Source organism: Streptomyces sp. DSM 110735 (genome assembly GCF_016482685.1).
GTDB lineage: Bacteria > Actinomycetota > Actinomycetes > Streptomycetales > Streptomycetaceae > Streptomyces.
The window spans coordinates 43,345-68,650 of sequence record NZ_JACYHF010000009.1 but is presented as its reverse complement, the minus strand read 5'-3'; the positions used below and the strand labels follow the sequence as shown (position 1 = coordinate 68,650).

Below are 25,306 nucleotides of genomic sequence, written 5' to 3'. Positions count from 1 at the left end.
CAAAAGTCCACTACGACACAGCGTAGGAGACCTCGTACGAGACGAAGGTAGCGCAGCCCCCCGCGAAACGAAACCGTTTCGTACGTGTCCTGCGTCACGGGCGCCCGGGTCAACCGGAACGGCCCACCCGGCGTCCCCCGAAGAGCCCCTTCCCGCCGTGTCCGGAAAGCCCGAGTTGCCCCGCCCCCGCCGCCGGAAAAGCATGGATGGGTGAGCTATCTGCGCCTTCCCCACATCAACGGCGACGAGCTGTGCTTCGTGGCCGAGGACGACCTCTGGCTGGCGCCCCTGGACGCGCCGGGGCGCCCCTGGCGGCTCACGGCGGACCGCACCAAGGCAGGTCACCCGCGTTTCTCGCCGGACGGCAGCCAGATCGCGTTCACGAGCTGGCGCAGTCTGATGCCCGAGATCCATCTGGTCGGCACCGACGGCGGACCCGCACGGCAACTGACCCACTGGGGCACCGCCGACACCCAGGTGTGCGGCTGGACGCCCCCGGACCAGAGCGGCCGCAGCGACATCCTGGCCGTCTCCTCCCAGAGCCAGCCGTTCTCGTACTTCAGTTGGGCCCACAAGGTGCCCACCGACGGCGACCCGGGCGGCAGACTCCCCTGGGGTCCGGTCGGCGACATCCAGGTCGCCGACATCGACGGCGAGCACATGACGCTGCTGCTCACCGGCACCCCGCCGCACGAGATGGCGTCCTGGAAGCGCTACCGGGGCGGCGCCATGGGCCGGCTCTGGCTCCAGGGCAAGCGGCTCCTGGAGGACATCGACGGTCAGCTCGGCTCCCCGATGTTCGTCGCCGGGCGCATCGCCTTCCTCTCCGACCACGAGGGCATCGGCAACCTCTACTCCGTCGCCATGGACGGCTCCGACCTGCGCCGTCACACCGACCACGACGCCTTCTACGCCCGGCACGCCTCGACCGACGGCGACCGGGTGGTCTACCAGTGCGCGGGCGACCTGTGGATCGTGGACGACTTCTCCCCCACCGGCACCTCGCGGAAGCTGGACGTACGGCTCAGCGGACCCAGCCCCGGGCGCCGCCCCTACCAGGTGCCCGCCGCGCACAACGTGGACGGACTCTCCGTGGACGAGACCGGGCGGGCCAGCGCGGTCGTGGTGCGCGGCAGCCTGTACTGGCTCACGCACCGCGACGGACCCGCCCGCACCATCGCCGACACCCCCGGCGTCCGGGTCCGGCTGCCGGAGATGCTCGGCTCGACCGGGCAGATCGCCTACGTCACCGACGCCGAGGGCGACGACGCGATCGGCATCGCCCAGTTGCCCCGCGCGAGCGGCGACCGGGAGCCCCGGCTGCTGGCGCAGGGCAGGCTCGGGCGGGTCCTGGAGATGGTCTCGGACCCGGAGGGCGAGCGGATCGCCGTCGCCTCCAACGACGGGCGGCTGCTGCTGATCGACGTGGCCGAGAACGCCGGGGACGGCGAGGACGCCGAGGGTCCCGAGCCGGGCACCGTCACCGAGCTGGTCCACTCCGTCAACGGCCCGGTCCGCGACCTCGCCTTCTCCCCCGACGGCGCCTGGCTCACCTGGTCCCACCCGGGCATCGGGCGCTCGCTGCGGCAGATCAAGCTGGCCCGGATCAAGGACCGGATGGTCGTGGACGTCACCAACGGCCGCTTCGAGGACGAGAACCCGGTCTTCACCAGCGACGGACGCTATCTCGCCTTCCTGTCCTGGCGCGGCTTCGACCCGGTCTACGACGTGCACACCGGCGACCTGTCCTTCCCGCTCGGCTCCCGCCCGTACCTCGTCCCGCTGTCCTCCGCGACGCCCTCGCCCTTCGCGCTGAACCCCGAGGGGCGCCCGGCGGCGGGCGGGCTCGACCCGCTGGAGACCGAGAGCGGCGAGGGCGGCACGGTGACGGTGGAGCTGGAGGGTCTGGAGAACCGGGTCACGCCCTTCCCGGTGATCGCCTCCAAGTACTCGGCGCTGCGCCCGGTCGCGGGCGGCGGTCTGGTCTGGCTGCGCTGGCCGATCTCCGGCGCGCTCGGGGAGACCTTCGTGAACCCCGCCGACATCTCCGGGCGCCCGACGCTTGAGCACTTCAACCTCAGCAAGGCGAAGAAGTCCGAACTCGTGGGCCATCTCGACTGGTTCGAGGTGAGTGGCGACGGCACCCGGCTCGTGGTGGTGGACGAGGGCGAGCTGCGCGCGGTGCCCGCGACCGAGCCGGGCGACAGCGACACCACCGTCTGGATGGACCTGCGCCGCATCCTGCACGAGGTGGACCCCGGCGCCGAGTGGCGGCAGGCGTACGGCGAGGCGGGGCGCCTGATCCGGGAGTACTTCTGGGCGCCGAACATGTGCGGCGTCGACTGGGACGGGGTGCTCGACCAGTACCGCCCGCTGGTCGAACGGGTCGGCTCCCCCGACGAGTTCGCGGACCTGCTCCGCGAGGTCCTCGGTGAACTCGGCACCTCGCACGCCTATGTCACCCCCGCCCGGCGCAGCGAGGGTCCGCCGCACTACCAGCGCAGACAGGGGCTGCTCGGCGCCAACTTCGTGCGCAGGGACGGCAACTGGGTGATCCGGCGCATCCTGCACGGCGACTCCTCCGACTCCCGGGCGCGCTCGCCGCTGGCCGGCACCGGCATCCGGGAGGGCGCGGCGCTGACCCACGTCAACGGGCGCCCGGTCGACCCGGTGACCGGTCCGTACCCGCTGCTCGCGGGCTCCGGCGGCACCACCGTGGACCTGACCTTCACCCCGCCGCCGGGCGAGCCGGGCGGTCCGCGCCGGGTCGCGGTGGTGCCGCTGATCGACGAGCGCCCGCTGCGCTACCAGGACTGGGTGGCGGGGCGCCGCCAGGTGGTGCGGGAGCTGAGCGGCGGCAAGTGCGGCTATCTGCACATCCCCGACCTGGGCGGCTCAGGGTGGGCGCAGTTCAACCGCGACGTGCGCCTGGAGGTCTCGCGTCCCGCGCTGATCGTGGACGTGCGCGGCAACGCGGGCGGCCACATCAGCGAGCTGGTCATCGAGAAGCTGACCCGGACCATCCTCGGCTGGGACCTCACGCGGGACGCGCAGCCGGTGTCGTACGCCTCCAACGCGCCCCGGGGTCCGGTGGTGGCGCTGGCCGACGAGGCGACCTCCTCCGACGGCGACATGATCACCGCCGCGTTCAAGCTGCTGGGGATCGGTCCGGTGGTCGGGCAGCGGACCTGGGGCGGAGTCGTCGGCATGACCGGGCGGCACCGGCTCGGGGACGGCACGGTCATCACGGTGCCGATGAACGCGGCGTGGTTCGACGAGTACGGCTGGTCCGTGGAGAACCGGGGCGTCACGCCCGACCTGGAGGCGCTGCGCACTCCGCTGGACTGGGCCGAGGGGCGCTACGCCCAACTGGACGACGCGGTGCGGCTCGCGCTCGACATGCTGGAGACGACGCCCGCCTCGGTGCCGCCCGACTACAGCGACGTACCGGACCGCTCGCGACCCAAGCTGCCGCCGCGCGAGGAGAGTTGAGAGAGCCGCGAGAGTGACCCCGGACGAGGGGCGCGGAGAGGAGGCGACGGGAGGAGTACGCACTCCCCGCCACTGACAAGCTATAGCGCAAGGGGGGCCTTGCGGCAAGGCCCCCCTCATGCCGCAGAATCGCTCGCCGAGCCCAGAACCTGCGGAAATGAGTGATCCACTACATGTGTGCGCTGCTGTCCGAGCGTGAGCCCGCGCCGGAGTCCCGCGCGTTCGACCTCCCCGAGCGGCTCGCCGCCAAGGCGGACCCGGCGCTGATCGCCGCCGACGAGCGGCACTTCGCGGCCATCGCCGCGAGCCTGGAGCGGACCGTCGCCGAGCTGTCCGCGAGCATCGACGCGCTGCGCCGGGCGCCCGGCGGGGTCGGCCGGGAGGTGCTGGAGCGGGACCTGGAGATCCACCGGCTGACCGCGCGGCTGCGCGCCCTGCGCCGCTTCGGTCTCGACCTGTGCCTCGGCCGCGTCGTCCACGCCGACGACCCTGAGGGCGCCGAGCCCGTCTACATCGGACGGCTCGGTCTCACCGACGGCGAGGGGCGACGGCTGCTGGTCGACTGGCGCTCCCCCGCCGCCGAACCGTTCTTCGCCGCCACCCACGCCCGCCCGATGGGACTGGCCAGCCGCCGCCGCTACCGCTGGACGCGCGGCCGGATCAGCGACTACTGGGACGAGGTGTTCACCACCGAGGGACTGGAGCACCACGCCGCCCTGGACGACCAGTCCGCGTTCATCGCCACCCTCGGCAGCAACCGCTCGGAGCGGATGCGCGACGTGCTCGCCACCATCCAGTCCGACCAGGACGCCATCATCCGCGCCTCCTCGCGCGGCGCCCTCGTCGTGGACGGCGGTCCCGGCACCGGCAAGACCGTCGTCGCCCTGCACCGCTCCGCCTACCTCCTCCACTCCGACCCGCGCCTCGGACACCGCAAGGGCAGGGTCCTGTTCGTCGGCCCGCACCAGCCCTACCTGAACTACGTCGCGGACGTGCTGCCGAGCCTCGGCGAGGAGGGGGTGCGCACCTGCACCGTGCGGGACCTGGTCGCGGAGGGCGCCTCGGCGGGCGTCGAGGCGGACCCGGAGGCGGCCCGGCTGAAGTCCTCGGCGGAGATGGTGAGGGCGATCGAGAAGGCGGTGCGCTTCTACGAGACCCCGCCCACCGAGGGGCTCACCGTCTCCACCCCCTGGGCCGAGCTGCGGCTGACCGCCGCCGACTGGACCGAGGCGTTCGAGGCGGCGGAGACCGGCGTCCCGCACAACGAGGCGCGCGACCTCATCTGGGAGGCGCTGATCACGATCCTCCTGGACAAGCTCGACGTGGAGGTCCCGCTCAAGCTGTTCCGCCGGGCGCTGGCCGCCGACACCGAGCTGACCGGCACCCTCCGCAAGGCGTGGCCCCTGCTCGAAGCCGCCGACCTGGTCGGTGACCTGTGGACCGTCCCCGCCTACCTGCGCATGTGCGCCCCCTGGCTCACCCCGGACGAGGTACGTCTGCTGCGCCGCGCCGATCCGCAGGTGTGGACGGTGTCCGACCTGCCCCTGCTGGACGCGGCCCGGCAGCGGCTCGGTGACCCGGAGACCGCCCGGACCAAGCGCCGTCAGGCGGCCACGGTGGCCGCCGAGCGCGAGCGCATGGCCGCCGTCATCGACAGCGTGATCGCCGCCGACCCCGACGGCGAGGGCGCGGTGACCATGCTGCACGGTCAGGACCTCAAGGACAGCCTGGTCGACGAGGACGCGCTGCCGGCCCTCACCACGGACGAGCTGGCCGGTCCGTTCGCGCACATCGTGGTGGACGAGGCACAGGAACTGACCGACGCCGAGTGGCAGATGCTGCTGCTGCGCTGCCCGTCCCGCAGCTTCACCATCGTGGGCGACCGCGCGCAGGCACGGCACGGCTTCACCGAGTCGTGGAAGGAGCGGCTCGCGCGGGTCGGTCTCGACCGGGCGGAGGTCGCCTCGCTGAGCATCAACTACCGCACGCCGGAAGAGGTGATGGCGGAGGCGGAGCCGGTGATCCGCGCCGCGCTGCCGGACGCCAACGTGCCGGTCTCCGTACGGTCCAACGGGATTCCGGTCACCTACGGCGCGGTGTCCGAGCTGGACAAGATCCTGGACGACTGGCTGGCCGGACATGCCGAAGGGACCGCCTGTGTCATCGGCGATCCCGGATTCACGGAGCGGCCCCGAGTCCGGTCGCTGACACCGGAGTTGGCGAAGGGGCTGGAGTTCGACCTGGTCGTGCTGGTGGAGCCGGAGGCGTTCGGCGCGGGCATCGAGGGCGCGGTGGACCGCTACGTGGCGATGACCCGGGCGACCCAGCGGCTCGTCGTCCTCTCGGGCGCGTAGTCCTCGCGGACGTAGCCCTCGCGGACGAGCAGAGGACGGCCGGGGCGGGGTGCCCGGTGGCCTACCGGGCACCCCGCCTTCACGGCTGACGCCGGACGTCGCCCTTAGGCGCTGTGGTCCGGGTCGAAGCTGTCCGCGCGGTGGTCGCGGTGCGCCTCGTGGGCACCGGCCTGGCGGGCGTCGCGCTCCGGACGGCCGTCACGCTGCTGCTGACCACGCTGACCGGCGGCCTTCTCACGGCCCTGAGCCGCCTTGTCGCGGGCCTGTCCAGCCTTCTCGCGAGCCTGGCCCATCTTCTCCTTGGCCTGGTCCTGAGCCTGACGGGACTTCTCCTGGATCTGGTCCTTCATACCCATGTGGGTTCACATCCCTGGTGGGGTGAGGGGAAATCGGCCCTTGCTGGGCCTCGACCAGATTCACACGGGCGAACACGGAGCGCATGTCGATCAGTTACGTTGCGTAGTTCTCTCCGCCTCGTCCGCCGCGCCGCCCGCGCCCACCAGCCCCGAGCGCATCCCCTGGAGGCGGGAGGCGTAGCGGCGCATCTCGCGCTGTCCGACGGTGCCGATCAGCGCCGGGAGGTAGCCGCGCACCCCCTGCATCCCGCGCAGCCACCACTGCCCGTACACATGCGACGAGCGCCGCTCGATGCCGTCCGCGATACGGTCCACGGCCGGACCCAGCGGATAGGTCTTGTTCGACGGCCAGGGCAGCCGCTGCCTCAACTCCCGCATCACGTCGTCCTGATCGGCGCCGCGCACCATGTCGGTGTCGGTCCAGGACAGATACGCGACGCCCACCCGCACGCCCTGGTAGCCGACTTCGGCGCGCAGGCTGTGCGCGTACGCCTCCACGCCCGACTTGGAGGCGCAGTACGCCGTCATCATCGGCGCCGGGGTCATCGCGGCGAGCGAGGCGACCTGGAGGAGATAGCCGCGGCTCTCGGTCAGCACCGGCAGGAAGGCGCGGGCGGTGACGGCGGAGCCGATCAGGTTCACCTCGATCACCCGGCGCCAGGCCACCGGGTCGGAGTCCACGAACGGACCCCCGTTCGCCACACCGGCGTTGGCGACCACGATGTCCACCTTGCCGAAGCGCTCCTTGACCTCCCGGGCGACCCGGCTCATCGCCTCGTGATCGGTGACGTCGGCGTACCAGTACCCGCCGTCGCCGTGCAGCCGCTCGGAGGCAGCCTTCAGCTCTTCTTCCTCAAGACCGACCAGCGCCACCGTCGCCCCGCGCGCGGAGAGCTTGCGCGCCAGCAGCTCCCCGACGCCGCGCGCCGCCCCGGTGACGACCGCGACCTGTCCTTCGAGACCCACCCTGCTCATGCGCCCTCCTCCAGCGATGCGGGGGCGTTCCCCGCGACGTACGTGGTGACGAGTTCCCGTATCCGGGCGGTCACAGCCTCCGGTGCCTCCACCGGGGTCATGTGGCCCGCCCCTGGCAGCTCCTTCAGTCCGACGCAGCGGGGCAGCGCGGCGACCAGCGCGTGCGCGTGCGCCACGGGGGTGAGCCGGTCGGCGGTGCCGTGCAGCACCTCGGTGGGCACGGTCAACTGCCGTACGCCGTGGTCGAGATCGAGCGTGTCCAGGACCGCGCCCCAGGTGTAGCGGGCGGTGCGGGGGCAGCCGTGCACGATGCGGGCGCAGGCGTCCACCATGTGCGGGGCCGAACCGGCGCCCATGGTCGCGTACTTGAGGACCGCCTTCGCCACCGGCGTGACCGGACCGAGCGGTGCGCGCGAGCCGAGGACGCGTCCGCTCAGCCAGGTGCGCACCCGCCCGGCGGGCAGCGGTACGACGCGGGCGCGGGCGGTGAGCCCCGAGCTGCCGGTGCTGCACAGCAGGACGGCGGCGGCGTGCTCGCGGAAGCGGGGGCGGTTGGCCGCCGCCATGATGGTCATGCCGCCCATGGAGTGCCCGACGATCAGTGCCTGTTCGCCGGGCGCCAGGGTGTGCGCGAGGACGGCTTCGAGGTCGTCGGCGAGCGTGTCCGTGGAACAGGCGGGGCTCAGCGGGCTGCGACCGTGGCCACGCTGGTCGTAGGCGATCACCCGGTGGTCGCGCACCAGGTCCCGTATCTGCGCCGCCCAGAAGGCGGTGGAACAGGTCCACCCGTGGGCGAGCACGACCGCCGGGGCGCCCTCGGGCCCGTGCACCTCGACGTGCAGCCGGGCACCGTCGGCGGAGATGACGTCCACGGTCCGGTCGGGAACAGGCGGCGCATAGGGACCGGAGGCAACCGGCACGGGGCGGCTCATGCGCCGGCCTCACTGCGGGCGGAGGGCTTAGCGGGGGAGGGCTTAGCGGCGGGGGGCTTAGCGCCGGGGGACTTCCTGGCGGAGGGCGTCCCGACAGCGGGCTCCCCGGCGGCAGGCGCCCCGACAGCGGGCGTGCTCGCGACGGACACCTTGGCGGCGGGCTCCTCGACAGCGGGCGCCCCGGCAACCGACGCCTCGGCAGCGGGCGTCCCCGCAGCGGGCGTCCCGGCGGCAGGCTTCCCGGCAGCGGGCGTCCGGGCGGCAGGCTTCCCGGCAGCGGACGTGCTCGCGGCGGACACCCCGGCGGCGGGCTCCTCGACAACGGATGCCCCGGCAGCCGACGCCTCGGCAGCGGGCGTCCCCGCAGCGGGCGTGTTCGCGGCAGGCGTCCCGGCGGCAGGCTTTCCGGCGGCGGGTGTGCTCGTGGCAGGCGCCTCGGCGGCGGGCTGCTCGGCAGTGAGCGCACCTGCGGCGGGCTCCTCCCCCGCAGCGGGCGCCCCGGCAGCCGACGCCTCGGCAGCGGGCGTTCCCGCAGCGGGCGTGCTCGCGGCAGGCGTGCTCGCCGCATCCGTCCCGGCGGCGGCGGTCGCCGCCCCAGGCGGCTCCGGTGCTGTCGTCCCCCGGGCGCGGATCACCTCGTACTCCCCGAGGTCCACCCGGCGGACCGCGCGGCGGAACTCGGCGGTCGTGCCCGGCCAGAGGGTGGTGTTGCGGCCGCTGGCGTCGAGGTACCAGCTCGTGCAGCCGCCGTTGTTCCACACCGTGCGCCGCATCCGCTCCTGGACCCGGTCGTTCCAGGCGTCGACGGCGGCGGGACGGGCGTCGAGCGCGGCGCGCCCGCCGAGCACGTCGAGCTGGCGCAGATAGTCGGCGAGGTAGTTCAACTGGGACTCGATCATGAGGATCATCGAGGAGTTCCCGAGCCCGGTGTTGGGCCCGATGACGCTCAGCCAGTTCGGGAAGCCCGCGGCGGCGCCCCCGCGCAGCGCCTGCATCCCGCCCTTCCAGGACTCCGCGAGGGTGACGCCGCCGACGCCGACCACGCGCTCGGCGATCGGCATGTCCGTGACGTGGAACCCCGTGCCGAAGATGATCGCGTCGACCTCGGTCTCCGTGCCGTCGGCGGCGACCACGGTCGAGCCGCGGACCTCGCTGAGCCCGCTGGCGACCACGTCCACGTTGGGCCGGGCGAGCGCCGGATAGTAGGCGTTGGACAGCAGGATGCGCTTGCAGCCGATGCGGTAGTCCGGGGTGAGCTTGGCGCGCAGGGCCGGGTCCTTGATCGCGCGGGCCATGTTCCGCTTGGCCAGGCGCTCGACCAGACCGAGTTCCTCGGGGTGTTTGGTGAACGCCTGCACCTGGAGTTCCCGGATGCCCCACAGCAGCCCGCGCCGCAGCCGGGTGGTGAAGGGCAGCGCCCGGTGCAGCCGCCGCTCGGCACCGCTGATGGCGCGGTCCACGCGGGGCATCACCCAGGGCGGGGTGCGCTGGAAGAGGGTGAGGCGACCGACCTTGGGCTGGATCTCGGGGACGATCTGGATGGCGGAGGCGCCGGTCCCGACCATGGCGACGCGCTTGCCGCGCAGGTCGTAGTCGTGGTCCCAGCGGGCGGAGTGGAACACCTTGCCGGGGAAGGAGTCCAGACCCGGGATCGCGGGGATCTTCGGGTCGGACAGCGGTCCGGTGGCGGAGACCACCACGTCGGCGGAGAGCGAACCGCTCGCCGTCTCGATGTTCCAGCGCAGCCGCTCCGCGTCCCAGGTCATCAGCTTGACCTCGGAGTCGAAGCGCAGATGCGGGCGCAGTCCGAAGGTGTCCGCGACGTGCTCCAGGTAGGCGCGGATGTGCTCCTGCCCGGAGAAGGCGCGCGGCCAGTCGGGGTTGGGGGCGAAGGAGAAGGAGTACAGGTGCGACGGCACGTCGCAGGCGCAGCCGGGGTAACTGTTGTCCCGCCAGGTGCCGCCCACCCCGCTCGCCCGCTCCAGGACGACGAAGTCGGTGATCCCCTCGCGGCGCAGCCGCACAGCGGCCCCGAGGCCGCCGAACCCGGACCCGATCACCGCCACCCGTACATGCTCGTGCTCGGCCATCCCGAAGCCTCCACGCATCAGCTTGGACTCTGCCAGTGAACACTGGCGCAATGGGACTGTAGAGCAGCTCCGTACCGAGCGGTAGGGGGCGCGGAAGGAAAGTTACCGGCGGTACGCCATAGGCTGCGGGCGTGACGGAAGAGGGCGGACACAGCGCGGAGCAGACCGGCGGCGTACGCGAGTACCGCATGGAGGAGCTGGCCCGGCTGGCCGGCATCACCGTGCGCACCCTGCGCTTCTACCGCGAGCGCAAGCTGATCCCACCGCCCCGCCGCGAGGGACGTATCGCCTGGTACGACGACCACCACCTGGCCCGGCTGCGCACGATCTCGGCGCTCCTTGAGCGCGGCCACACCCTCAGCGGCATAGCCGAGCTGGCCGAGGCGCTCGACAACGGGCGCGACGTCGCCGACCTGCTGGGCGTGGGACCGCCGAGCGAGGAGGAGCCGGTCCGGCTGACCCCCGAGGAACTCGCCGCCCGCTTCGAGGACCACATCACCCCGGAGAACCTCGCCGCCGCCCTGGAGCTGGGCTACGTCGGCACCGACGGCGACGAGATCGTGCACATCAGCCGCCGTCTGCTCGACGTCTCCTCCGCCCTGGTCCGCGAGGGCATCCCGCTGGCCGAGGTGCTGGCGGCGGGCGCCCGCGTCCGCGAACACGTGGACGCCCTCGCCGACCTCTTCGCCTCCCTGGTCCTGCGGCACGGTCCCGAGGAGGACCTGCACCGGCTGCGCCCGCTCGCGCGGAGCGTGGTGGAGGCGGAGCTGTCGCTGGCGATGGACCGACGGCTCAGGAAACCGGAGTGAGCGGACCCGAGGGCGCTCAGCGCTCGTAGACGACCGTCACCGGCGCGTGGTCCGACCAGCGCTCGGCGTGCGTGGCGGCGCGCTCCACGTACCCCTTGACGGCCCTGGCGGCGAGCCCGGCGGTGGCCAGGTGGTAGTCGATGCGCCAGCCGGAGTCGTTGTCGAAGGCGCGCCCGCGGTAGGACCACCAGCTGTAGGGACCGGTCACGCCCGGGTGCAGGGCGCGCACGACATCGACGTAGCCGCCGTCCTCGGGCGCGAGCACCCGGCTCAGCCACTCGCGCTCCTCGGGCAGGAAGCCGGAGCTCTTGCTGTTCGCGCGCCAGTTCTTGAGGTCGGCCTGCTGGTGGGCGATGTTCCAGTCGCCGCAGACCAGGACCTCGCGCCCCTCGGCGGCGGACCGCTCGCGCAGCTCCTTGAGGTGGGCCAGGAACTCGCCCATGAAGCGGATCTTCTCGTCCTGCCGCTCGGTGCCGACCTCGCCGGAGGGCAGATAGAGCGAGGCGACGGTGACGCCGGGCAGCTCCGCCTCGACGTAACGCCCGGAGCCGTCGAACTCGGCGGAGCCGAAGCCGGTGCGGACCCGGTCGGGCTCACGGCGCGTGTACAGCGAGACACCGGCGCGCCCCTTGGCGGCGGCCGGGGCGTGCACGACGTGCCAGCCGTCGGGCTCGCGGACCTCCGCGGGCAACTGGTGCGGCTCGGCGCGCACCTCCTGGAGGCAGACCACGTCGGCGGAGGTCCGCGCCAGCCACTCCACGAAGCCCTTCCTGGCGGCGGCGCGGAGCCCGTTCACGTTCACGGAGGTAACAGTCAGCACCATGGCACGATACCGGCAGACCCCGACAACCCGACGACGCTCCACAGCACGCATGGAAGTACGGTCACCAGCATGAACATACGCCGCGTCCGCTTCGACCACCCCGACGCCGTCAAGCTCAACGACGAGGTCCAGGCCGAGTACCACGTGCGCTACGGCGACGGCGGCGACGCCACCGCGCTGGACGTCACCGACTTCGACCCGCCCCGGGGCGTCTATCTGATCGCCTACGACGAGCGCGACCGCCCGGTCGCCACCGGCGGCTGGCGCGGCCAGGACAGCAACGGCGAGGGCAACGAGGACGGCGACGCCGAACTGAAGCGCATGTTCGTCGTCGCGGACATGCGCGGCCGCGGACTCGCCCGTCTCATGCTCACCGCCCTGGAGAACGACGCCCGCGCCGCCGGACGCCGCCGCATGGTCCTGGAGACCGGCACCCGCCAGCCGGAGGCCATCGCCCTCTACACCTCCAGCGGCTACACCCTCTGCACCAAGTTCGGCTTCTACCGCGAGTACGAGAGCAGCCGCTGCTTCGCCAAGCGGCTGTGACCGGGCGGGGGCGGTCTCGGGGTTCCAAGCGCCTTGGCGCGGAGCGGACTTGACCGCCCCACGGTTCAAGAGCCGGGGGAAACCGCGGGGAGACGGCTCAACAGAACCCGGAAACGCCGAGATCCCCGTCCGATGAATCGGACGGGGATCTCGTGACCGCCTCGAAGGCGGCGCTGCGTGGACCTGAGGGGATTTGAACCCCTGGCCCCCTCGATGCGAACGAGGTGCGCTACCGGACTGCGCCACAGGCCCTTGCAACGAGTGAAACTCTAGCATCCCGATCCGGGTGCTCGGAAATCCGCTCCCGGACTGGTCAGGGCGGGGGTCACTCGTTGGCGGCGCGGGGGCGCCCGTCGGTCTCGTACTGGTCGAAGAGGGGGGTGCGCCCGCGCTCGCGGGAGCGGCGGGCGGAGGCGGCGCGGCGGGCGGCGTCGCGGGCGTCCTCGGCGCGGGGCTCCGCGACTTCCTCCGGCGTCTCCGACTCGTGCTCCGACACGACCGGACCGGAGCGGGCGGAGCTCCAGGTGTCCGGGGCGCCGAGGTCGACGTCGGGAGTGGCGCGCGGGGCGACCGGGGCGGTGACGTAGGTGGGCAGCGGGACCGGGACCGGGTCCCAGCTCTCGCCGTGTCCGGGCGGCCGGGTGCGCTCGCGCTGCTGGTCGACCCATTCGGCGTGGTCGGTCTGCTCGACGAGGGCGCGGCGGTCGGCGGCGAGCGCGGCGGACAGGGCGGGGTCGGTCTTCGGCCCTGATCCCTCCTCCGGTTCGTCGGCGACGGCACCCGCGTCGACCGGGGTGCGGCGGCGCGGACGACGCGCGTTCTCGCGCAGGTGGCGGGCGGCGTCCTCGGCGCGGCGGCGGTCCATCTGGTAGGCGAAGCGGCGCCGTTCCTGGGTGCGCAGATAGGCGATGTAGCCGCTGAGCAGGAGGGCGGGCACGGCGGGCGCCCACAGGAAGGCGAGCCCGCCGACGGCGGCGACGATCGCGCCGCAGGTGAAGGCGAGGAAGAGCACCACGGTGGTGCGTCTGCGCCGCGCGAGCACCTTGGAGCGCTGGGCGCGGGCGGCGGCCGTCTGCGGTGCCGGGGCGCGCCGGGCGCCCTGGGCGCCCTGAGCCCTGGCGGAGGCGGGGTTGGCGCCCCGCTGCCGCGCCGACGCGGGCGCGGGCACCGGCGCCGACACGGGCGCGGGCGCCTGGTGCGAGCCGGAGTGATGCGCCTGCGCCGAGGGGGACTTGGGGGTCGGCTCGGGATGCCCGGGCTCCTCCGCGGGGACGTCCGCGCGCGCCTGACGGCGGGTCGGAGGCATGGCGAAGGCCCGGACGTCCACCGAGTCGGTGACGGTGTCCGGGTCACCGGCGTCCGGCTCCCCCTCGTCGGCGGAGCGCGCCCGCAGGTCCTTGGCGTACCGGCGCTCCATTCCCGCCCGTCCGGACAGCAGCCGGATGGCGGTGCTGAAGCGTTCCGTCGGACGGGCCTCGTTCAGCTCGTCCTGCCTACGGAGCCACATCGGCACCAAGTAGGCGGCCCAGGCCCCGACGATGACTGCGTAAATGAGGCCGCTGCTGCTCACGCCTCACACGGTAGAGGGGTTTGTACGGGGCCATCCGCCAATTGAGCCGGTGTGTCGCACGATCTGGCTGATATTCCGAGCTTTTTTTGCGACCGATGCGATCAGCCGACCGTCGAAGTCATGAATTGATATGCCTCGGAACGGTCAGTGACCGATCGAATTCGAACACTTATTCAATTTCCGGGGGTCGGCTGATTTCCGGACGCGTTCTCCGCACGCGTGCGCCGCCAGCGCGAGAGCAGTCCGTCGGGGACCTCCTCCGCCGTGAGGGCGTAGACGAGGTGGTCGCGCCAGGCGCCGTCGATGTGCAGATAGCGCGGTCGCAGCCCCTCCTCGCGGAATCCGAGTTTCTCCACGACCCGGCGGCTGGGCCGGTTCTCGGGGCGAATGCACACCTCGAGGCGGTGCAGACCGACCGAGCGGAAACAGTGGTCCACCACCAGCGCGACGGCGGTCGGCATGACCCCGCGCCCGGCGACGGACTCGTCCACCCAGTAGCCGATGTGCCCCGAGCACATGGAGCCCCAGGTGATCCCGGCGACCGTGAGCTGGCCGACCAGACGGCCCTGGTACTCGATGACGAACGGCAGCATCCGCCCCGCGTGCGCCTCCGAGCGCAGATGACGGACCATCTGGCGGTAGGTCGGCCGGTGCGTGATCGGACCCTGCGGAGTGGGCGGCGGGATGGTCGCCTCCCAGGGGCGCAGCCAGTCCCGGTTGCGCCGGTTCACCTCGCGCCAGGCCCGCTGGTCGCGCAGTCTTATCGGCCGGAGGACGACATCCGCGTCCGCCAGCGCGACGGGCCAGGACCGCCCGGTCAGCTCGCACCCCCGGAACCGGCGGCGGGCTCCGCCGCGGCGGGGCGGGGGTGGTCGCCGCCGCGGATCTGGTCCACGGCGTGGACCAGCAGCGGCTCCAGGACGGCGAGCCCGTCCCGCACTCCCCCGGTCGAGCCGGGCAGGTTCACGATCACCGTGCCGCCCGCGACTCCGGAAAGACCGCGCGAGAGGACTGCGGTGGGGATCTTCTCCCGGCCGTACGCCCGGATCGCCTCCGCGATGCCCGGCACCTCGTAGTCGAGGACCTCGCGGGTCGCCTCCGGGGTGCGGTCGGTGGGCGAGATGCCGGTGCCGCCGGTGGTCACGACCACGTCGTACCCCGCCGCCACGGCCTCGCCCAGCGCCGCCTTCACCGGCTCGCCGTCGGGCACCACCCGGGGTCCGTCCACGGCGAAGCCGAAACCGCGCAGCCCCTCGGCGACCATCGGTCCGCCCCTGTCGGCGTAGACCCCGGCGGCGGCCCGGTTGGAGGCGGTGACGACCAGCGCGCTGTACGGCGCGGTCAGGGCGCCGCCCAGGGGCGCGTCCGCGCTCACGCCCGGCTCCAGTCGCCCGACTTGCCGCCCGTCTTCGTCTCGACCCGGACGTCGGTGATGACGGCGCCCTTGTCCACGGCCTTGATCATGTCGATCACGGTGAGCGCGGCGACCGACACGGCGGTCAGGGCTTCCATCTCGACGCCCGTACGGTCGGTGGTCTTCACCGTCGCGGCGATCTCCACGGCGTCGTCCGCGACCGCGAGGTCCAGCTTCACGCCGGAGACCGACAGCGGGTGGCAGAGCGGGATCAGGTCCGGGGTCCGCTTGGCGCCCATGATCCCGGCGATCCGCGCGGTGGCGAGCGCGTCGCCCTTGGGCACTCCCTCGCCGCGCAGCAGCTCGATCACGCGGGGTGAGACGAGCACCCGGCCGGTGGCGCGCGCGGTGCGTGCCGTCACGTCCTTGCCGGATACGTCGACCATGCGGGCCGCGCCCGCCTCGTCGATGTGCGTCAGTCGGTCCTGCGTACTCATGGTGTGCCGTGCTCCCGGTCCCGGCCCGTCGCCGATGCTGGTTGTACGGGCCTGTGTGCGCGACACGGTACCTCCAAGTCGGCCCGCGCACCGGGTCGAGACCCCGCGCGGCCCCTGTCAGGACCGCGCGGAGAGCGCCCGGTCAGCCGAGCAGCACGACCTCCACCTCGGTGCCGTCCTCGGCCGAATCCACGTCCTCGGGAAGGACGATGAGGCAGTCGGCGTGGGCCAGCGCGGCGATCAGGTGCGAGCCCGCGCCGCCCACCGGGGCGACCTCGCCGTCGGCGTAGGTGCCGCGCAGGAACTGGCGGCGTCCCTTGGGCGAGCGCAGCGGCTCCTCGGTCCGCAAGGTCGCCCGGGTGTGCGGTCGGTGCACGTCCTCCAGACCCATCAGGGCGCGGATCGCGGGGCGCACGAACAGCTCGAAGGAGACGTACGACGACACCGGGTTGCCGGGCAGCGCGAGGAGCGGGGTGTGGTCGGGACCGACCGAGCCGAAGCCCTGCGGCTTGCCGGGCTGCATGGCGAGCTTGCGGAAGTCGACGCCGCCGCCCGCCTCGTCCTCGTCGGCGACGGCGGAGAGCGCCTCCTTGACCACGTCGTACGCGCCGACGCTCACCCCGCCCGTGGTGACCAGCAGGTCGGCGCGGACGAGCTGGTCCTCGATGGTGGAGCGCAGCACGTCGGCGTCGTCCTCGACGGCGCCGACGCGGTAGGCGATGGCGCCCGCGTCCCGGGCGGCGGCGGTCAGCGCGAAGCTGTTGGAGTCGTGGATCTGCCCGGGACCCAACGCCTCGCCGGGCTGGACGAGTTCACTGCCGGTGGACATGACGACCACGCGCGGGCGCGGGCGTACGCGCACCGAGCCCCGCCCGATCGCGGCGAGCAGCGCGACCTGCGGCGGTCCCAGGACCGTACCGGCGGCAAGCGCGAGGTCACCGGCGCGTACGTCGCTGCCGCTGGGGCGCACATGGGCGCCGGACTCGACGGCCTCGTAGATCCGCACCTGGCCCTCGGCGCCCTCGGGAGCCTGCGAGCGGGCGCGCATGCCGGTCGCCGGACCCTCGCCGAGCCCGGCGTCGGTCTGCTCGACGGCGACGACCGCCTCGGCGCCGGGCGGCAGCGGGGCGCCGGTCATGATGCGGGCGGCCTGCCCCGGACCGACCCGCACGAGGTCGGCGGCACCGGCCGCCACGTCGCCGACGACCTCCAGGACGGCCGGGTACTCCTCGCTCGCCCCGGACACGTCCGCGACCCGGACCGCGTACCCGTCCATGGAGCTGTTGTCGAACGGGGGCAGGGACACCGGCACCACCACGTCGTCCACGAGGACGCAGCCCTGGGCCTCCAGGACCGGCAGCTCGATGGGTTCGAGCGGGCGGATGGTGGTGAGGATGTCCTCCAGGTGCTCGTCCACCGACCACACGTGGTCCGGTCCGGCGGGACGGTTCGGGGCGGTGCTCAACGTTCCTGCATCTCCTCGGCTACGTACGTGCGAAGCCAGGTCCGGAAGTCCGGGCCCAGGTCTTCACGTTCGCACGCGAGTCTGACAATGGCACGCAAGTAGTCGCCACGGTCACCGGTGTCATAGCGGCGCCCGGTGAAGACGACGCCGTGCACGGGACCGCCCGCCTTCTCGTCCTGGGCGAGCTGCTGGAGGGCGTCGGTGAGCTGGATCTCGCCGCCCCGGCCCGGCTCGGTGCGGCGCAGGGTCTCGAAGATGCCGGGGTCGAGGACGTAGCGCCCGATGATCGCGTAGTTCGAGGGGGCGTCCGCCGGGTCGGGCTTCTCGACCAGTCCGGTCACGCGGACGACGTCACTCTCACCGGTGGTTTCGACGGCGGCGCAGCCGTAAAGGTGGATCTGCTCGGGGGCGACCTCCATGAGCGCGACGACGCTGCCGCCGTGCTGCTCCTGGATGTCGATCATGCGCTGGAGCAGGGGGTCGCGGGGGTCGATCAGGTCGTCACCGAGGAGGACGGCGAAGGGCTCGTGTCCGACGTGCGGGGCGGCGCAGAGGACCGCGTGGCCGAGACCCTTGGGGTCGCCCTGGCGCACGTAGTGCATGGTCGCCAGGTCGCTGGACTCGCGCACCTTGCCGAGCCGTTGGGCGTCGCCCTTCTTCTGCAGCGCCGATTCCAGCTCGTAGTTGCGGTCGAAGTGGTCTTCCAGGGGGCGCTTGTTGCGTCCGGTGACCATGAGGACGTCGTCGAGGCCGGCCGACACCGCCTCCTCCACCACATACTGGATCGCCGGCTTGTCGACGACCGGCAGCATCTCCTTGGGAGTGGCTTTGGTGGCCGGCAGGAACCGGGTGCCGAGGCCCGCCGCCGGGATGACAGCCTTGCTGATCCTTGGGTGCGACTGAGTCATGCCGGCAACCCTATCCGGTGTCTTGGCAGGGAATCCGCTACTCCGGTTGGCTGACCCTCATATGAGTGGATTGAGTGACATGCCAGAAGAACAGACCGGTCCCTGGGGACACCGAGGACGTGTCGACGAGCCTGACAAGCGTGCGTTGCGACGGGAATTCCTCCAGGTGAGGAGCGCATTGCCGGAGGATGACATCCGGTCGTCGGCCGCCGCGTTCGCCGGGCAGGCGCTGCTCCTGCCGGAGCTGACCGGCGCCCGCACGGTGGCGGCGTACGTCTCGGTGGGGAGTGAACCCGGCACCCGCGCGCTCCTCGATGCCCTGCGCGCGCGGGGCGTAAGCGTCCTGCTGCCCGCCCTGCTGCCCGACAACGACCTGGACTGGGCGGAGTACACCGGTCCCGGCTCGCTGATCCCGGTCCGGCACGGCGGCCGCATGGAGCTGCTGGAGCCCTGCGGACCCCGGCTCGGCCCGGACGCCGTCACCACGGCCGACGCCGTGCTGCTGCCCGGACTCGCGGTGGACGCGCGCGGGATGCGGCTGGGGCGCGGCGGAGGGTCGTACGACCGGGTGCTCGCGCGCCTGGAGCGCGCGGGCGCGTACCCGGCGCTCGTGGTGCTGCTGTACGACACGGAGGTCGTCCCGCGCGTGCCCGCCGAGCCGCACGACCGCCCGGTGCACGCCGTGGTGACCCCGACGGGCGTGCGCCGCTTCGTACGCCCCTGAGCAGACCCGGTCGGGGGCTTTTCCCCGGAACACGCGGAACGGCCCTCCACGAGTGCGTGGAGGGCCGTTCCGCGTAAAGGTCGCCGTCAGGGGATCACGGCTTGAGGACCAGGGTGTCCTTCGTGCTCCCGTCGACCGCCTTGCCGGTGAACGACCAGGGCAGCAGCTCGCCCTTGGCCCACTTGTCCGTCTGGTCGGTGTAGTGGGCGCTGAAGGCGTGGCCGGAGGCGCCGGAGACGTTGATCCACTTGGACTTGTCCAGGTCGGCCAGGTTGACCACCATCCGCATGGACGGCACCCAGACCACGCCGTAGCCGCCCGCCGCGTTCCAGCCGGTGGCGTCCACGGTGGCCTCGCCGCCGCTGAGCTTCCAGGGACCGCGGTTGAGCGCGTACTGGAGGATCTCCGGGCCGTTGGTGCCGAGCGTCTGGTTCTTCAGGAACAGCCGGTGCAGCCGTCCCCAGCTCCAGGTGTCGATGTCCTTGCCGAGCTTGGCGGTCAGCTCCCAGCGCGCGTCGATCATGGCGCGGGTGAAGAGCTGGTCGCGGTTCTCGGCGGCCGGGCGGTTGCCCGCCTTCGGCGCCTTCCACCAGTCGCTGTCGGGCTTGTCCATCAGGGTGCGCACGACCTCGAACCAGCGGTCGCCGCCGTCCGGCTGCGCCTGGTCGGCATCGCGCTGACCGCACTCGCGCACCTTGGTGTCGTCGTCCACCGGACCGGTCGAGTCGGCGCGCTCGACCCACAGGCACTGGCCCTTGACCCGCAGCTCCTTGGGGAGCTTGTCGCCGAAGGCGAGCTTGAGGATGTTGCGCCAGACCGCGTTGAAGTACGCCGCCGCCGCCGAGTCGGCGTCCTGGGTGTAGTCCCAGCCCTCCAGGAGCTTCTGCGCCTGGCGGACGTCCGGGTCGTCCAGGTTGAGCTTCAGCAGCTTGGGCACGAGGAGCCGCGCGATCTCGCTGCTGTTGTCCGTCTGCATCTGGCGCATGTCGTCGGTCGAGATCTTGCCGCCGTCCTTGATCTTGGACTCGATCAGGTCGGTGATGCGCTGGCTGCGGGTGCCGTAGCCCCAGTCGGTGGTCAGGGTGTACGGGTACTTGTCCTTGTCGATCACAGCCTGGTTGGCGGTGACGATGTAGCCGCGCTTGGGGTTGTACTCGTACGGCAGCGCGTCCTGCGGGATGTAGCCGGTCCAGCGGTACTTGGAGTCCCAGCCGGGCGCCGGGAGCGAGCCGTCGTCGGACGCGGAGCGCATGGGGATCCTGCCGGGCAGGGTGTAGCCGATGTTCTTGGCGTCGGCGTAGACCAGGTTCTGCGACGGCACGTCGAACAGGCGGGCGGCGGAGCGGAAGCTCTTCCAGTCGGACGCCTTGTCCATGGCGAACACGGCGTCCATGGAGGTGCCCGGCTGCAGCGCGGTCCACTTCAGGGCGACGCCGTAGCCGTCGCCGCGGTCGGGGGCGGCGGTGTCGACCCCGGCCTTGCGACCCACCTCGACCAGTTCGTCGTCGCGGTCCGACAGCAGCGGCATACCGTCGGCGGTCTGGCGCACGACGATCTTCCGGGACGGACCGCCCGCGACCTTGATGGTCTCCTCGCGGGTGCGGAAGGGGCGGACCTTGCCGTCGTAGAGGTAGCCGTCGCCGGTGATCTTCTCCAGGTAGAGGTCGGTGACGTCGACCCCGGAGTTGGTCATGCCCCAGGCGATCTGACCGTTGTGCCCGATGATCACACCGGGCATTCCGGCAAAGGTGTAACCCGTGACGTCGTACTGGCACTTGCTGCTGACGGTCCGGCAGTGCAGACCCATCTGGTACCAGACCGAGGGCAGCGTGGCGGACAGGTGCGGGTCGTTGGCGAGCAGCGGCTTGCCGGTGATCGTGTTGTCGCCGGAGACGACCCAGGAGTTGGAGCCGATGCCCTGGCCGTTGACGCCGACGGCGGTCGGGAGGTCGTCCAGGACCTTGGAGAGACCCATGAGCTGGCTGGTGACGGCGGAACCGGAGTTCGCGGCGGTGCCGGAGGCGCCCGTGGAGCCGGTCGCGCCCGTGGAGCCCGTGGTGCCGGTGGTGCCGGTGGTGCCGGTGGTGCCCGTGGTCCCGGTGCCGCCCGTGGCGCCCGAGGTGCCGTTCTCCCCGAAGGTCTTGGTCAGCTCGTCGTACTGGCCGTTCTGCACGATCGGCTTGTTCCGGCTGTACGGGTAGTCCGGGTAGAGGTCGCGGATCTGCTGCGGGCCGAGGCGGCTCGTCATCAGGGCGCGGTCGGCCTCGTCCCGCATGTTGCCGCGCAGGTCCCACGCCATCGCCTTCAGCCACGACAGCGAGTCGACCGGGGTCCACGCCGAGGGCTTGTAGTCGTTGGAGAGGTTCAGGGCGGCGTACTCCAGGGAGATGTCCTTGCCGTTCTTGCCCTGGAGGTAGGCGTTGACGCCCTTGGAGTAGGCGTCGAGGTACTTCTTGGTGGAGGGCGACAGCTTGCTGTCGTACTCCTGCTTGGCCACGCGGTCCCAGCCGAGCGTGCGCAGGAAGGCGTCGTTCTTGACCTGGCTCTTGCCGAACATCTCCGACAGGCGCCCGGAGGTCATGTGCCGGCGCACGTCCATCTCGTAGAACCGGTCCTGCGCCTGGACATAGCCCTGCGCCATGAACAGGTCCGCGTCGGAGGACGCGTATATCTGCGGGATCCCGTAGCCGTCGCGCTTCACGTCCACCGGGCCCGACAGACCCTTGAGCGTGAGTGAGCCGCTCGTCTGCGGGAAGGAGGCGCGCACGGTGCTGACGGTCCAGTACGCGCCGAAGGCGATGCCGCCGATGACGGCCAGAACCAGGACCAGCACGATAAGTCGGGCTTTGCGCCCCTTCTTCCTGCCGGACTTGCCAGGCTTGTCACCTGTTGTGGCGGTGGTGTTGGGGGGCATCGCTGTCCTTGCTGTCCTAACGCGAGCGGCAGGTCGGGCCATGACTTTGAATGAGCGCTGGAGCAACCATAGGCGCAGGGCCCCGAGCCACTTGACGCGGAGTCGGGAACTGGCGCGCACGGGCGTTCGATCTTGCCAACGCGAGCGTCAAGGAAACGTCAAGAGTTAGGTAAGGTAACGAAGTACTTGGGTGCGGTGCGCCGCAGCCTCGGGTCTTGTGTACTGAGCCCCGCCCCCGCGCCGGACGCGGGGCAGAGGAAGGGAAGCGCCGCTGACTGTCCACCACCTCAACCAGCTCCTGCTCGCCTGCTCGCTCGTGCTCCTGGTCGCGGTCGCGGCCGTGCGGATCTCCTCGCGCAGCGGGCTCCCCAGCCTGCTCGTGTACCTGGGGATCGGCGTCCTGATGGGCTCCGACGGCATCGCGCACATCCACTTCGACAACGCCGAGATGGTCCAGGTCATCGGGTACGCGGCCCTGGTCGTGATCCTCGCCGAGGGCGGTCTGGGCACGAAGTGGAAGGAAGTGAAACCCGCGCTGCCGCAAGCCTCCGTGCTGGCGACGCTCGGCGTCGCGGTCAGCGTCGGTGCCACGGCGGCGGGCGCGCACTATCTGGTCGGGCTGGAGTGGCGGCAGGCGCTGATCATCGGCGCGGTGGTGTCCTCGACGGACGCGGCGGCGGTGTTCTCCGTGCTGCGGCGCATCCCGCTGCCCGCGCGCGTGACGGGCACGCTGGAAGCCGAGTCCGGCTTCAACGACGCCCCTGTCGTCATCCTGGTCGTCGCCTTCTCCCAGACGGGTCCGATCGACCACTGGTACGTGCTCCTCGGCGAGATCCTGCTGGAACTGGCCATCGGCGCCGCCCTCGGTCTCGCGGTGGGCTTCCTCGGCTCCTGGGGACTCAAGCACGTCGCGCTGCCCGCCTCCGGCCTCTACCCGATCGCCGTCATGGCCATCGCCGTCACCGCCTACGCGGCGGGCGCCCTGGCCCACGGCAGCGGCTTCCTCGCCGTGTATCTGGCCTCCATGGTGCTCGGCAACGCCAAGCTGCCGCACTGGCCGGCCACCCGGGGCTTCGCGGACGGGCTCGGCTGGATCGCGCAGATCGGCATGTTCGTCCTGCTCGGTCTGCTGGTGACCCCGCACGAGCTGGGCGACGACATCGTGCCCGCGCTGGTCATCGGTCTGGTGCTGACCATGGCGGCGCGTCCGCTGAGCGTGGTGCTGAGCCTGACGCCGTTCCGGGTGCCCTGGCAGGAGCAGGCGCTGATGTCCTGGGCGGGACTGCGCGGCGCGGTCCCCATCATCCTGGCGACGATCCCCATGGTGAGCGGCATCGAGGGCAGCCGCCGCATCTTCAACGTCGTCTTCGTCCTGGTCGTCGTCTACACCCTCGTCCAGGGTCCGACCCTGCCCTGGCTCGCCCGCAAGCTGCGGCTCGGCGAGGAGGGCGAGGCGTCCGACCTCGGGATCGAGTCGGCGCCCCTGGAGCGGCTGCGCGGGCATCTCCTCTCGGTCGCGATCCCCGAGGACTCCAAGATGCACGGCGTGGAGGTGGGCGAGCTGCGGCTGCCGCCCGGCGCCGCCGTCACCCTGGTCGTGCGCGACGGCAAGTCCTTCGTGCCCTCGCCGACGACCGTGCTGCGGCACGGGGACGAACTCCTGGTGGTCGCCACCGACCCGGTGCGCGACCAGGCGGAGCGGCGGCTGCGCGCGGTCACCAAGGGCGGCAAGCTGGCGGACTGGCTGGGGACGGGGCAGCCGGACGGCGGACGCCCTCGGCGGTGAGGCGGGGGGCGCTTTCGCGGCGCCTTCAGGGTGCCTCCGGGGCGCCGGGGGGTGCCGTGGAGCGCCGTGGGGTGCCGCGGAGTGCCGCCGCGAGTGCCGTGAGGGTGCTGGTGAGGGTGCTGGTGAGGGTGCCCGTTCTCACAGACCGCGCGCCGGGTGCCGCCTGTACGATCAAGGCATCTGATCGAACCAACTCTGTCTGATCTGTCTGACGCAGAGCTGGCGCGACCGTATGGCGGCCGGAACGCCTTTCGTAGTGCAGCACCGGTATCTACCGCAGTCCCGCGCAAGAGGACAGCTCTCGGTGCCCCCCGCACGGGCGCGCTACCAGGCGGAAGGAAGGCACGGGCCGTGGAGTCCACGGTCATCACCGAGCCGGCCGAGAAGCGGCAGGCTCCGTCTCGTCCTGGCTACGGACAACTGCTGCGCACCCGGGGCGCCTGGACCTTCCTGGTCCCGGGCTTCGCCGCGCGCCAGCCGTTCGCGATGCTCACCATCTCCATCGTGCTGCTCGTACGGCACACCACCGGCTCGTACGGCGCCGCCGGTGCCGCCGCCGCCGTCACCGGCGTCTCCATGGCGCTCTGCGCGCCCTACGGCGGCCGTCTCGCGGACCGCTACGGCCAGCGCGCCGTCCTGGTCCCCGGTGTCGTCGTGCACGCGCTGGCCGGGCTCGGTCTGACCGCGCTCGCCCTGTCGCACGCGCCCCTGTGGGCGCTGTTCGCGGCGGCCGTGCCGACCGGCGCCTCGGTGCCGCAGGTCGGCCCCATGGTGCGCGCCCGCTGGGGCGTGAAACTCCAGGGATCGCCGCTGATGAGCACGGCGGCGGCGTTCGAGTCCGTCACGGACGAGCTGACCTTCGTGGTCGGACCCCTCCTCGCGACCGCCCTGTGCACCACCGTCACGCCGTCGGCCGGGCTGGTCACCGAGGCGCTGCTGACGCTGGTGGGCGGACTGCTCTTCGCCGCCCAGCGGGGGACGCAGCCCTCCGTGGACGCGCCCGCCGCCGACGAGCACGCGCGCGTGCCGCACACCTCCGCCCTGCGCGTGCCCGGCGTACGCGTGCTGATCGTGACGTTCCTCGGCATCGGAGCGGTCTTCGGCGGGATGCAGGTCTCGCTGGCGGCGTTCACCGAGTCGATCGGCGAACCCGGTCTGAACGGCGTCCTGTACGGCGTCTTCGCGGCGGGCAACATGCTCTCCGGCTTCGTCTGCGGCGCCATCGCCTGGCGCGCCACGCCCCGGCGGCGGCTCGCGGTCGGGTACGCGGGGCTCGCGCTGACCGCGTCCGCGCTGTGGACGGCGCACTCGCTGCCGCTGCTCGCCGGGCTCGGTCTGCTGGTCGGCGTCTGCATCGCGCCCGCGCTGATCACCGGCTACACGCTGGTCGAGGCGCTCGTACCGGCGGGCGCCCGCACCGAGGCGTTCACCTGGCTGACCGGCGCGGTCGCACTCGGCCAGGCGGCGGCCGTCACCGTCGCCGGGCAACTGGAGGACCGGCTGTGGGGCGGCGCGGGATTCCTGGTGCCGATGGCCGGTACGGTGCCCGCGCTGGCGACGCTGTTGCTGCTGCGTTCGCGGCTCGTGCCCCGGCCGCTGAACCGTACGGTGGCACGTGGCGTGGGTCACCGCGCGCCGGTCGCGGTGGACTGATCCCCGGGAATGCGTCAAGATGGACCGTCGTTAGCACTCATTGAGTGAGAGTGCCAGG

At 72.2% G+C, this 25,306-nt stretch carries 18 protein-coding genes, 1 tRNA gene and 1 pseudogene; 7 read left to right on the top strand and 13 right to left on the bottom strand.

Annotation, left to right across the window (positions count from 1 at the left end):
* Nucleotides 1-210: 210 nt before the first annotated feature.
* Together IF655_RS16385 and helR are read left to right on the top strand one after the other, a co-directional pair.
* Nucleotides 211-3,492, top strand: a complete 3,282-nt coding sequence (locus IF655_RS16385; protein WP_199585536.1) for a S41 family peptidase — start codon at nucleotides 211-213, stop codon at nucleotides 3,490-3,492.
* 173 nt (nucleotides 3,493-3,665) lie between these two features.
* The gene (gene helR / locus IF655_RS16380) at nucleotides 3,666-5,846 is read left to right on the top strand and encodes an RNA polymerase recycling motor ATPase HelR (RefSeq protein ID WP_199585677.1); all 2,181 of its coding nucleotides are present in this window, start codon (nucleotides 3,666-3,668) and stop codon (nucleotides 5,844-5,846) included.
* Nucleotides 5,847-5,950: 104 nt separating this feature from the next.
* On the opposite strand, the gene IF655_RS16375 is transcribed toward helR, so the two are convergent.
* The 4 genes and pseudogenes from IF655_RS16375 to IF655_RS16360 all read right to left on the bottom strand — a co-directional run.
* A complete protein-coding gene (locus IF655_RS16375; RefSeq protein WP_199585535.1) occupies nucleotides 5,951-6,202 on the bottom strand; it encodes a hypothetical protein in 252 nt (83 codons plus the stop codon).
* Between the two features lie 90 nt (nucleotides 6,203-6,292).
* Nucleotides 6,293-7,177 (bottom strand): SDR family oxidoreductase, encoded by an 885-nt coding sequence (locus IF655_RS16370; RefSeq protein WP_199585534.1) that lies wholly within the window; start codon nucleotides 7,175-7,177, stop codon nucleotides 6,293-6,295.
* Nucleotides 7,174-8,109 carry an alpha/beta fold hydrolase gene (locus IF655_RS16365; protein ID WP_199585533.1) on the bottom strand — a complete coding sequence of 312 codons (936 nt, stop codon included), beginning with the start codon at nucleotides 8,107-8,109 and terminating at the stop codon, nucleotides 7,174-7,176. Before IF655_RS16365 ends, IF655_RS16370 begins: the two co-directional genes overlap by 4 nt.
* A 563-nt stretch (nucleotides 8,110-8,672) precedes the next feature.
* Nucleotides 8,673-10,199, bottom strand: a pseudogene (locus IF655_RS16360) (flavin-containing monooxygenase); the annotation flags it as partial.
* Between the two features lie 188 nt (nucleotides 10,200-10,387).
* Between IF655_RS16360 and IF655_RS16355 the strand changes: the two are divergent.
* Nucleotides 10,388-11,008 carry a MerR family transcriptional regulator gene (locus tag IF655_RS16355; protein ID WP_199585676.1) on the top strand — a complete coding sequence of 207 codons (621 nt, stop codon included), beginning with the start codon at nucleotides 10,388-10,390 and terminating at the stop codon, nucleotides 11,006-11,008.
* A gap of 16 nt (nucleotides 11,009-11,024) precedes the next feature.
* Here IF655_RS16355 and IF655_RS16350 read toward each other — a convergent pair whose 3' ends face one another.
* Nucleotides 11,025-11,831, bottom strand: coding sequence for an exodeoxyribonuclease III (locus tag IF655_RS16350; protein ID WP_199585532.1), 807 nt, complete (start codon nucleotides 11,829-11,831; stop codon nucleotides 11,025-11,027).
* 69 nt (nucleotides 11,832-11,900) lie between these two features.
* Between IF655_RS16350 and IF655_RS16345 the strand changes: the two genes are divergently transcribed.
* On the top strand, nucleotides 11,901-12,377 hold the full coding sequence (locus IF655_RS16345) for a GNAT family N-acetyltransferase (RefSeq protein WP_199585531.1): 477 nt from the start codon (nucleotides 11,901-11,903) through the stop codon (nucleotides 12,375-12,377).
* Between the two features lie 178 nt (nucleotides 12,378-12,555).
* On the opposite strand, the gene IF655_RS16340 is transcribed toward IF655_RS16345, so the two are convergent.
* From IF655_RS16340 to galU, 7 genes are all read right to left on the bottom strand, one after another.
* A tRNA-Ala gene (locus IF655_RS16340) sits at nucleotides 12,556-12,629 on the bottom strand.
* Between the two features lie 73 nt (nucleotides 12,630-12,702).
* Nucleotides 12,703-13,947, bottom strand: coding sequence for a gephyrin-like molybdotransferase receptor GlpR (glpR, locus tag IF655_RS16335; RefSeq protein WP_199585530.1), 1,245 nt, complete (start codon nucleotides 13,945-13,947; stop codon nucleotides 12,703-12,705).
* A gap of 173 nt (nucleotides 13,948-14,120) precedes the next feature.
* A complete protein-coding gene (locus tag IF655_RS16330) occupies nucleotides 14,121-14,768 on the bottom strand; it encodes a GNAT family N-acetyltransferase (protein WP_199585675.1) in 648 nt (215 codons plus the stop codon).
* Complete coding sequence (locus IF655_RS16325) at nucleotides 14,765-15,322, bottom strand: molybdenum cofactor biosynthesis protein B (RefSeq protein WP_199585529.1); 558 nt, start codon at nucleotides 15,320-15,322, stop codon at nucleotides 14,765-14,767. The genes IF655_RS16330 and IF655_RS16325 overlap by 4 nt, the downstream gene beginning before the upstream one ends.
* Nucleotides 15,319-15,798 carry a cyclic pyranopterin monophosphate synthase MoaC gene (gene moaC, locus IF655_RS16320; RefSeq protein ID WP_199585528.1) on the bottom strand — a complete coding sequence of 160 codons (480 nt, stop codon included), beginning with the start codon at nucleotides 15,796-15,798 and terminating at the stop codon, nucleotides 15,319-15,321. The genes IF655_RS16325 and moaC overlap by 4 nt, the downstream gene beginning before the upstream one ends.
* A 142-nt stretch (nucleotides 15,799-15,940) precedes the next feature.
* Nucleotides 15,941-17,263, bottom strand: a complete 1,323-nt coding sequence (gene glp, locus IF655_RS16315) for a gephyrin-like molybdotransferase Glp (RefSeq protein ID WP_199585527.1) — start codon at nucleotides 17,261-17,263, stop codon at nucleotides 15,941-15,943.
* Entirely contained in the window at nucleotides 17,260-18,171 is a 912-nt protein-coding gene (galU, locus tag IF655_RS16310; RefSeq protein WP_199585526.1) for a UTP--glucose-1-phosphate uridylyltransferase GalU, read from the bottom strand. Before galU ends, glp begins: the two co-directional genes overlap by 4 nt.
* A gap of 79 nt (nucleotides 18,172-18,250) precedes the next feature.
* Between galU and IF655_RS16305 the strand changes: the two genes are divergently transcribed.
* On the top strand, nucleotides 18,251-18,895 hold the full coding sequence (locus IF655_RS16305) for a 5-formyltetrahydrofolate cyclo-ligase (protein ID WP_199585525.1): 645 nt from the start codon (nucleotides 18,251-18,253) through the stop codon (nucleotides 18,893-18,895).
* Between the two features lie 94 nt (nucleotides 18,896-18,989).
* Here the strand turns inward: IF655_RS16305 and IF655_RS16300 are convergent, their stop codons facing one another.
* The gene (locus tag IF655_RS16300; RefSeq protein WP_199585524.1) at nucleotides 18,990-21,809 is read right to left on the bottom strand and encodes a penicillin acylase family protein; all 2,820 of its coding nucleotides are present in this window, start codon (nucleotides 21,807-21,809) and stop codon (nucleotides 18,990-18,992) included.
* Between the two features lie 271 nt (nucleotides 21,810-22,080).
* Here IF655_RS16300 and IF655_RS16295 point away from each other — a divergent pair, with 271 nt between their 5' ends.
* Together IF655_RS16295 and IF655_RS16290 are read left to right on the top strand one after the other, a co-directional pair.
* A complete protein-coding gene (locus IF655_RS16295; RefSeq protein ID WP_199585674.1) occupies nucleotides 22,081-23,595 on the top strand; it encodes a potassium/proton antiporter in 1,515 nt (504 codons plus the stop codon).
* Between the two features lie 351 nt (nucleotides 23,596-23,946).
* Nucleotides 23,947-25,248 carry an MFS transporter gene (locus IF655_RS16290; RefSeq protein ID WP_199585523.1) on the top strand — a complete coding sequence of 434 codons (1,302 nt, stop codon included), beginning with the start codon at nucleotides 23,947-23,949 and terminating at the stop codon, nucleotides 25,246-25,248.
* The last annotated feature ends 58 nt before the right edge of the window (nucleotides 25,249-25,306 follow it).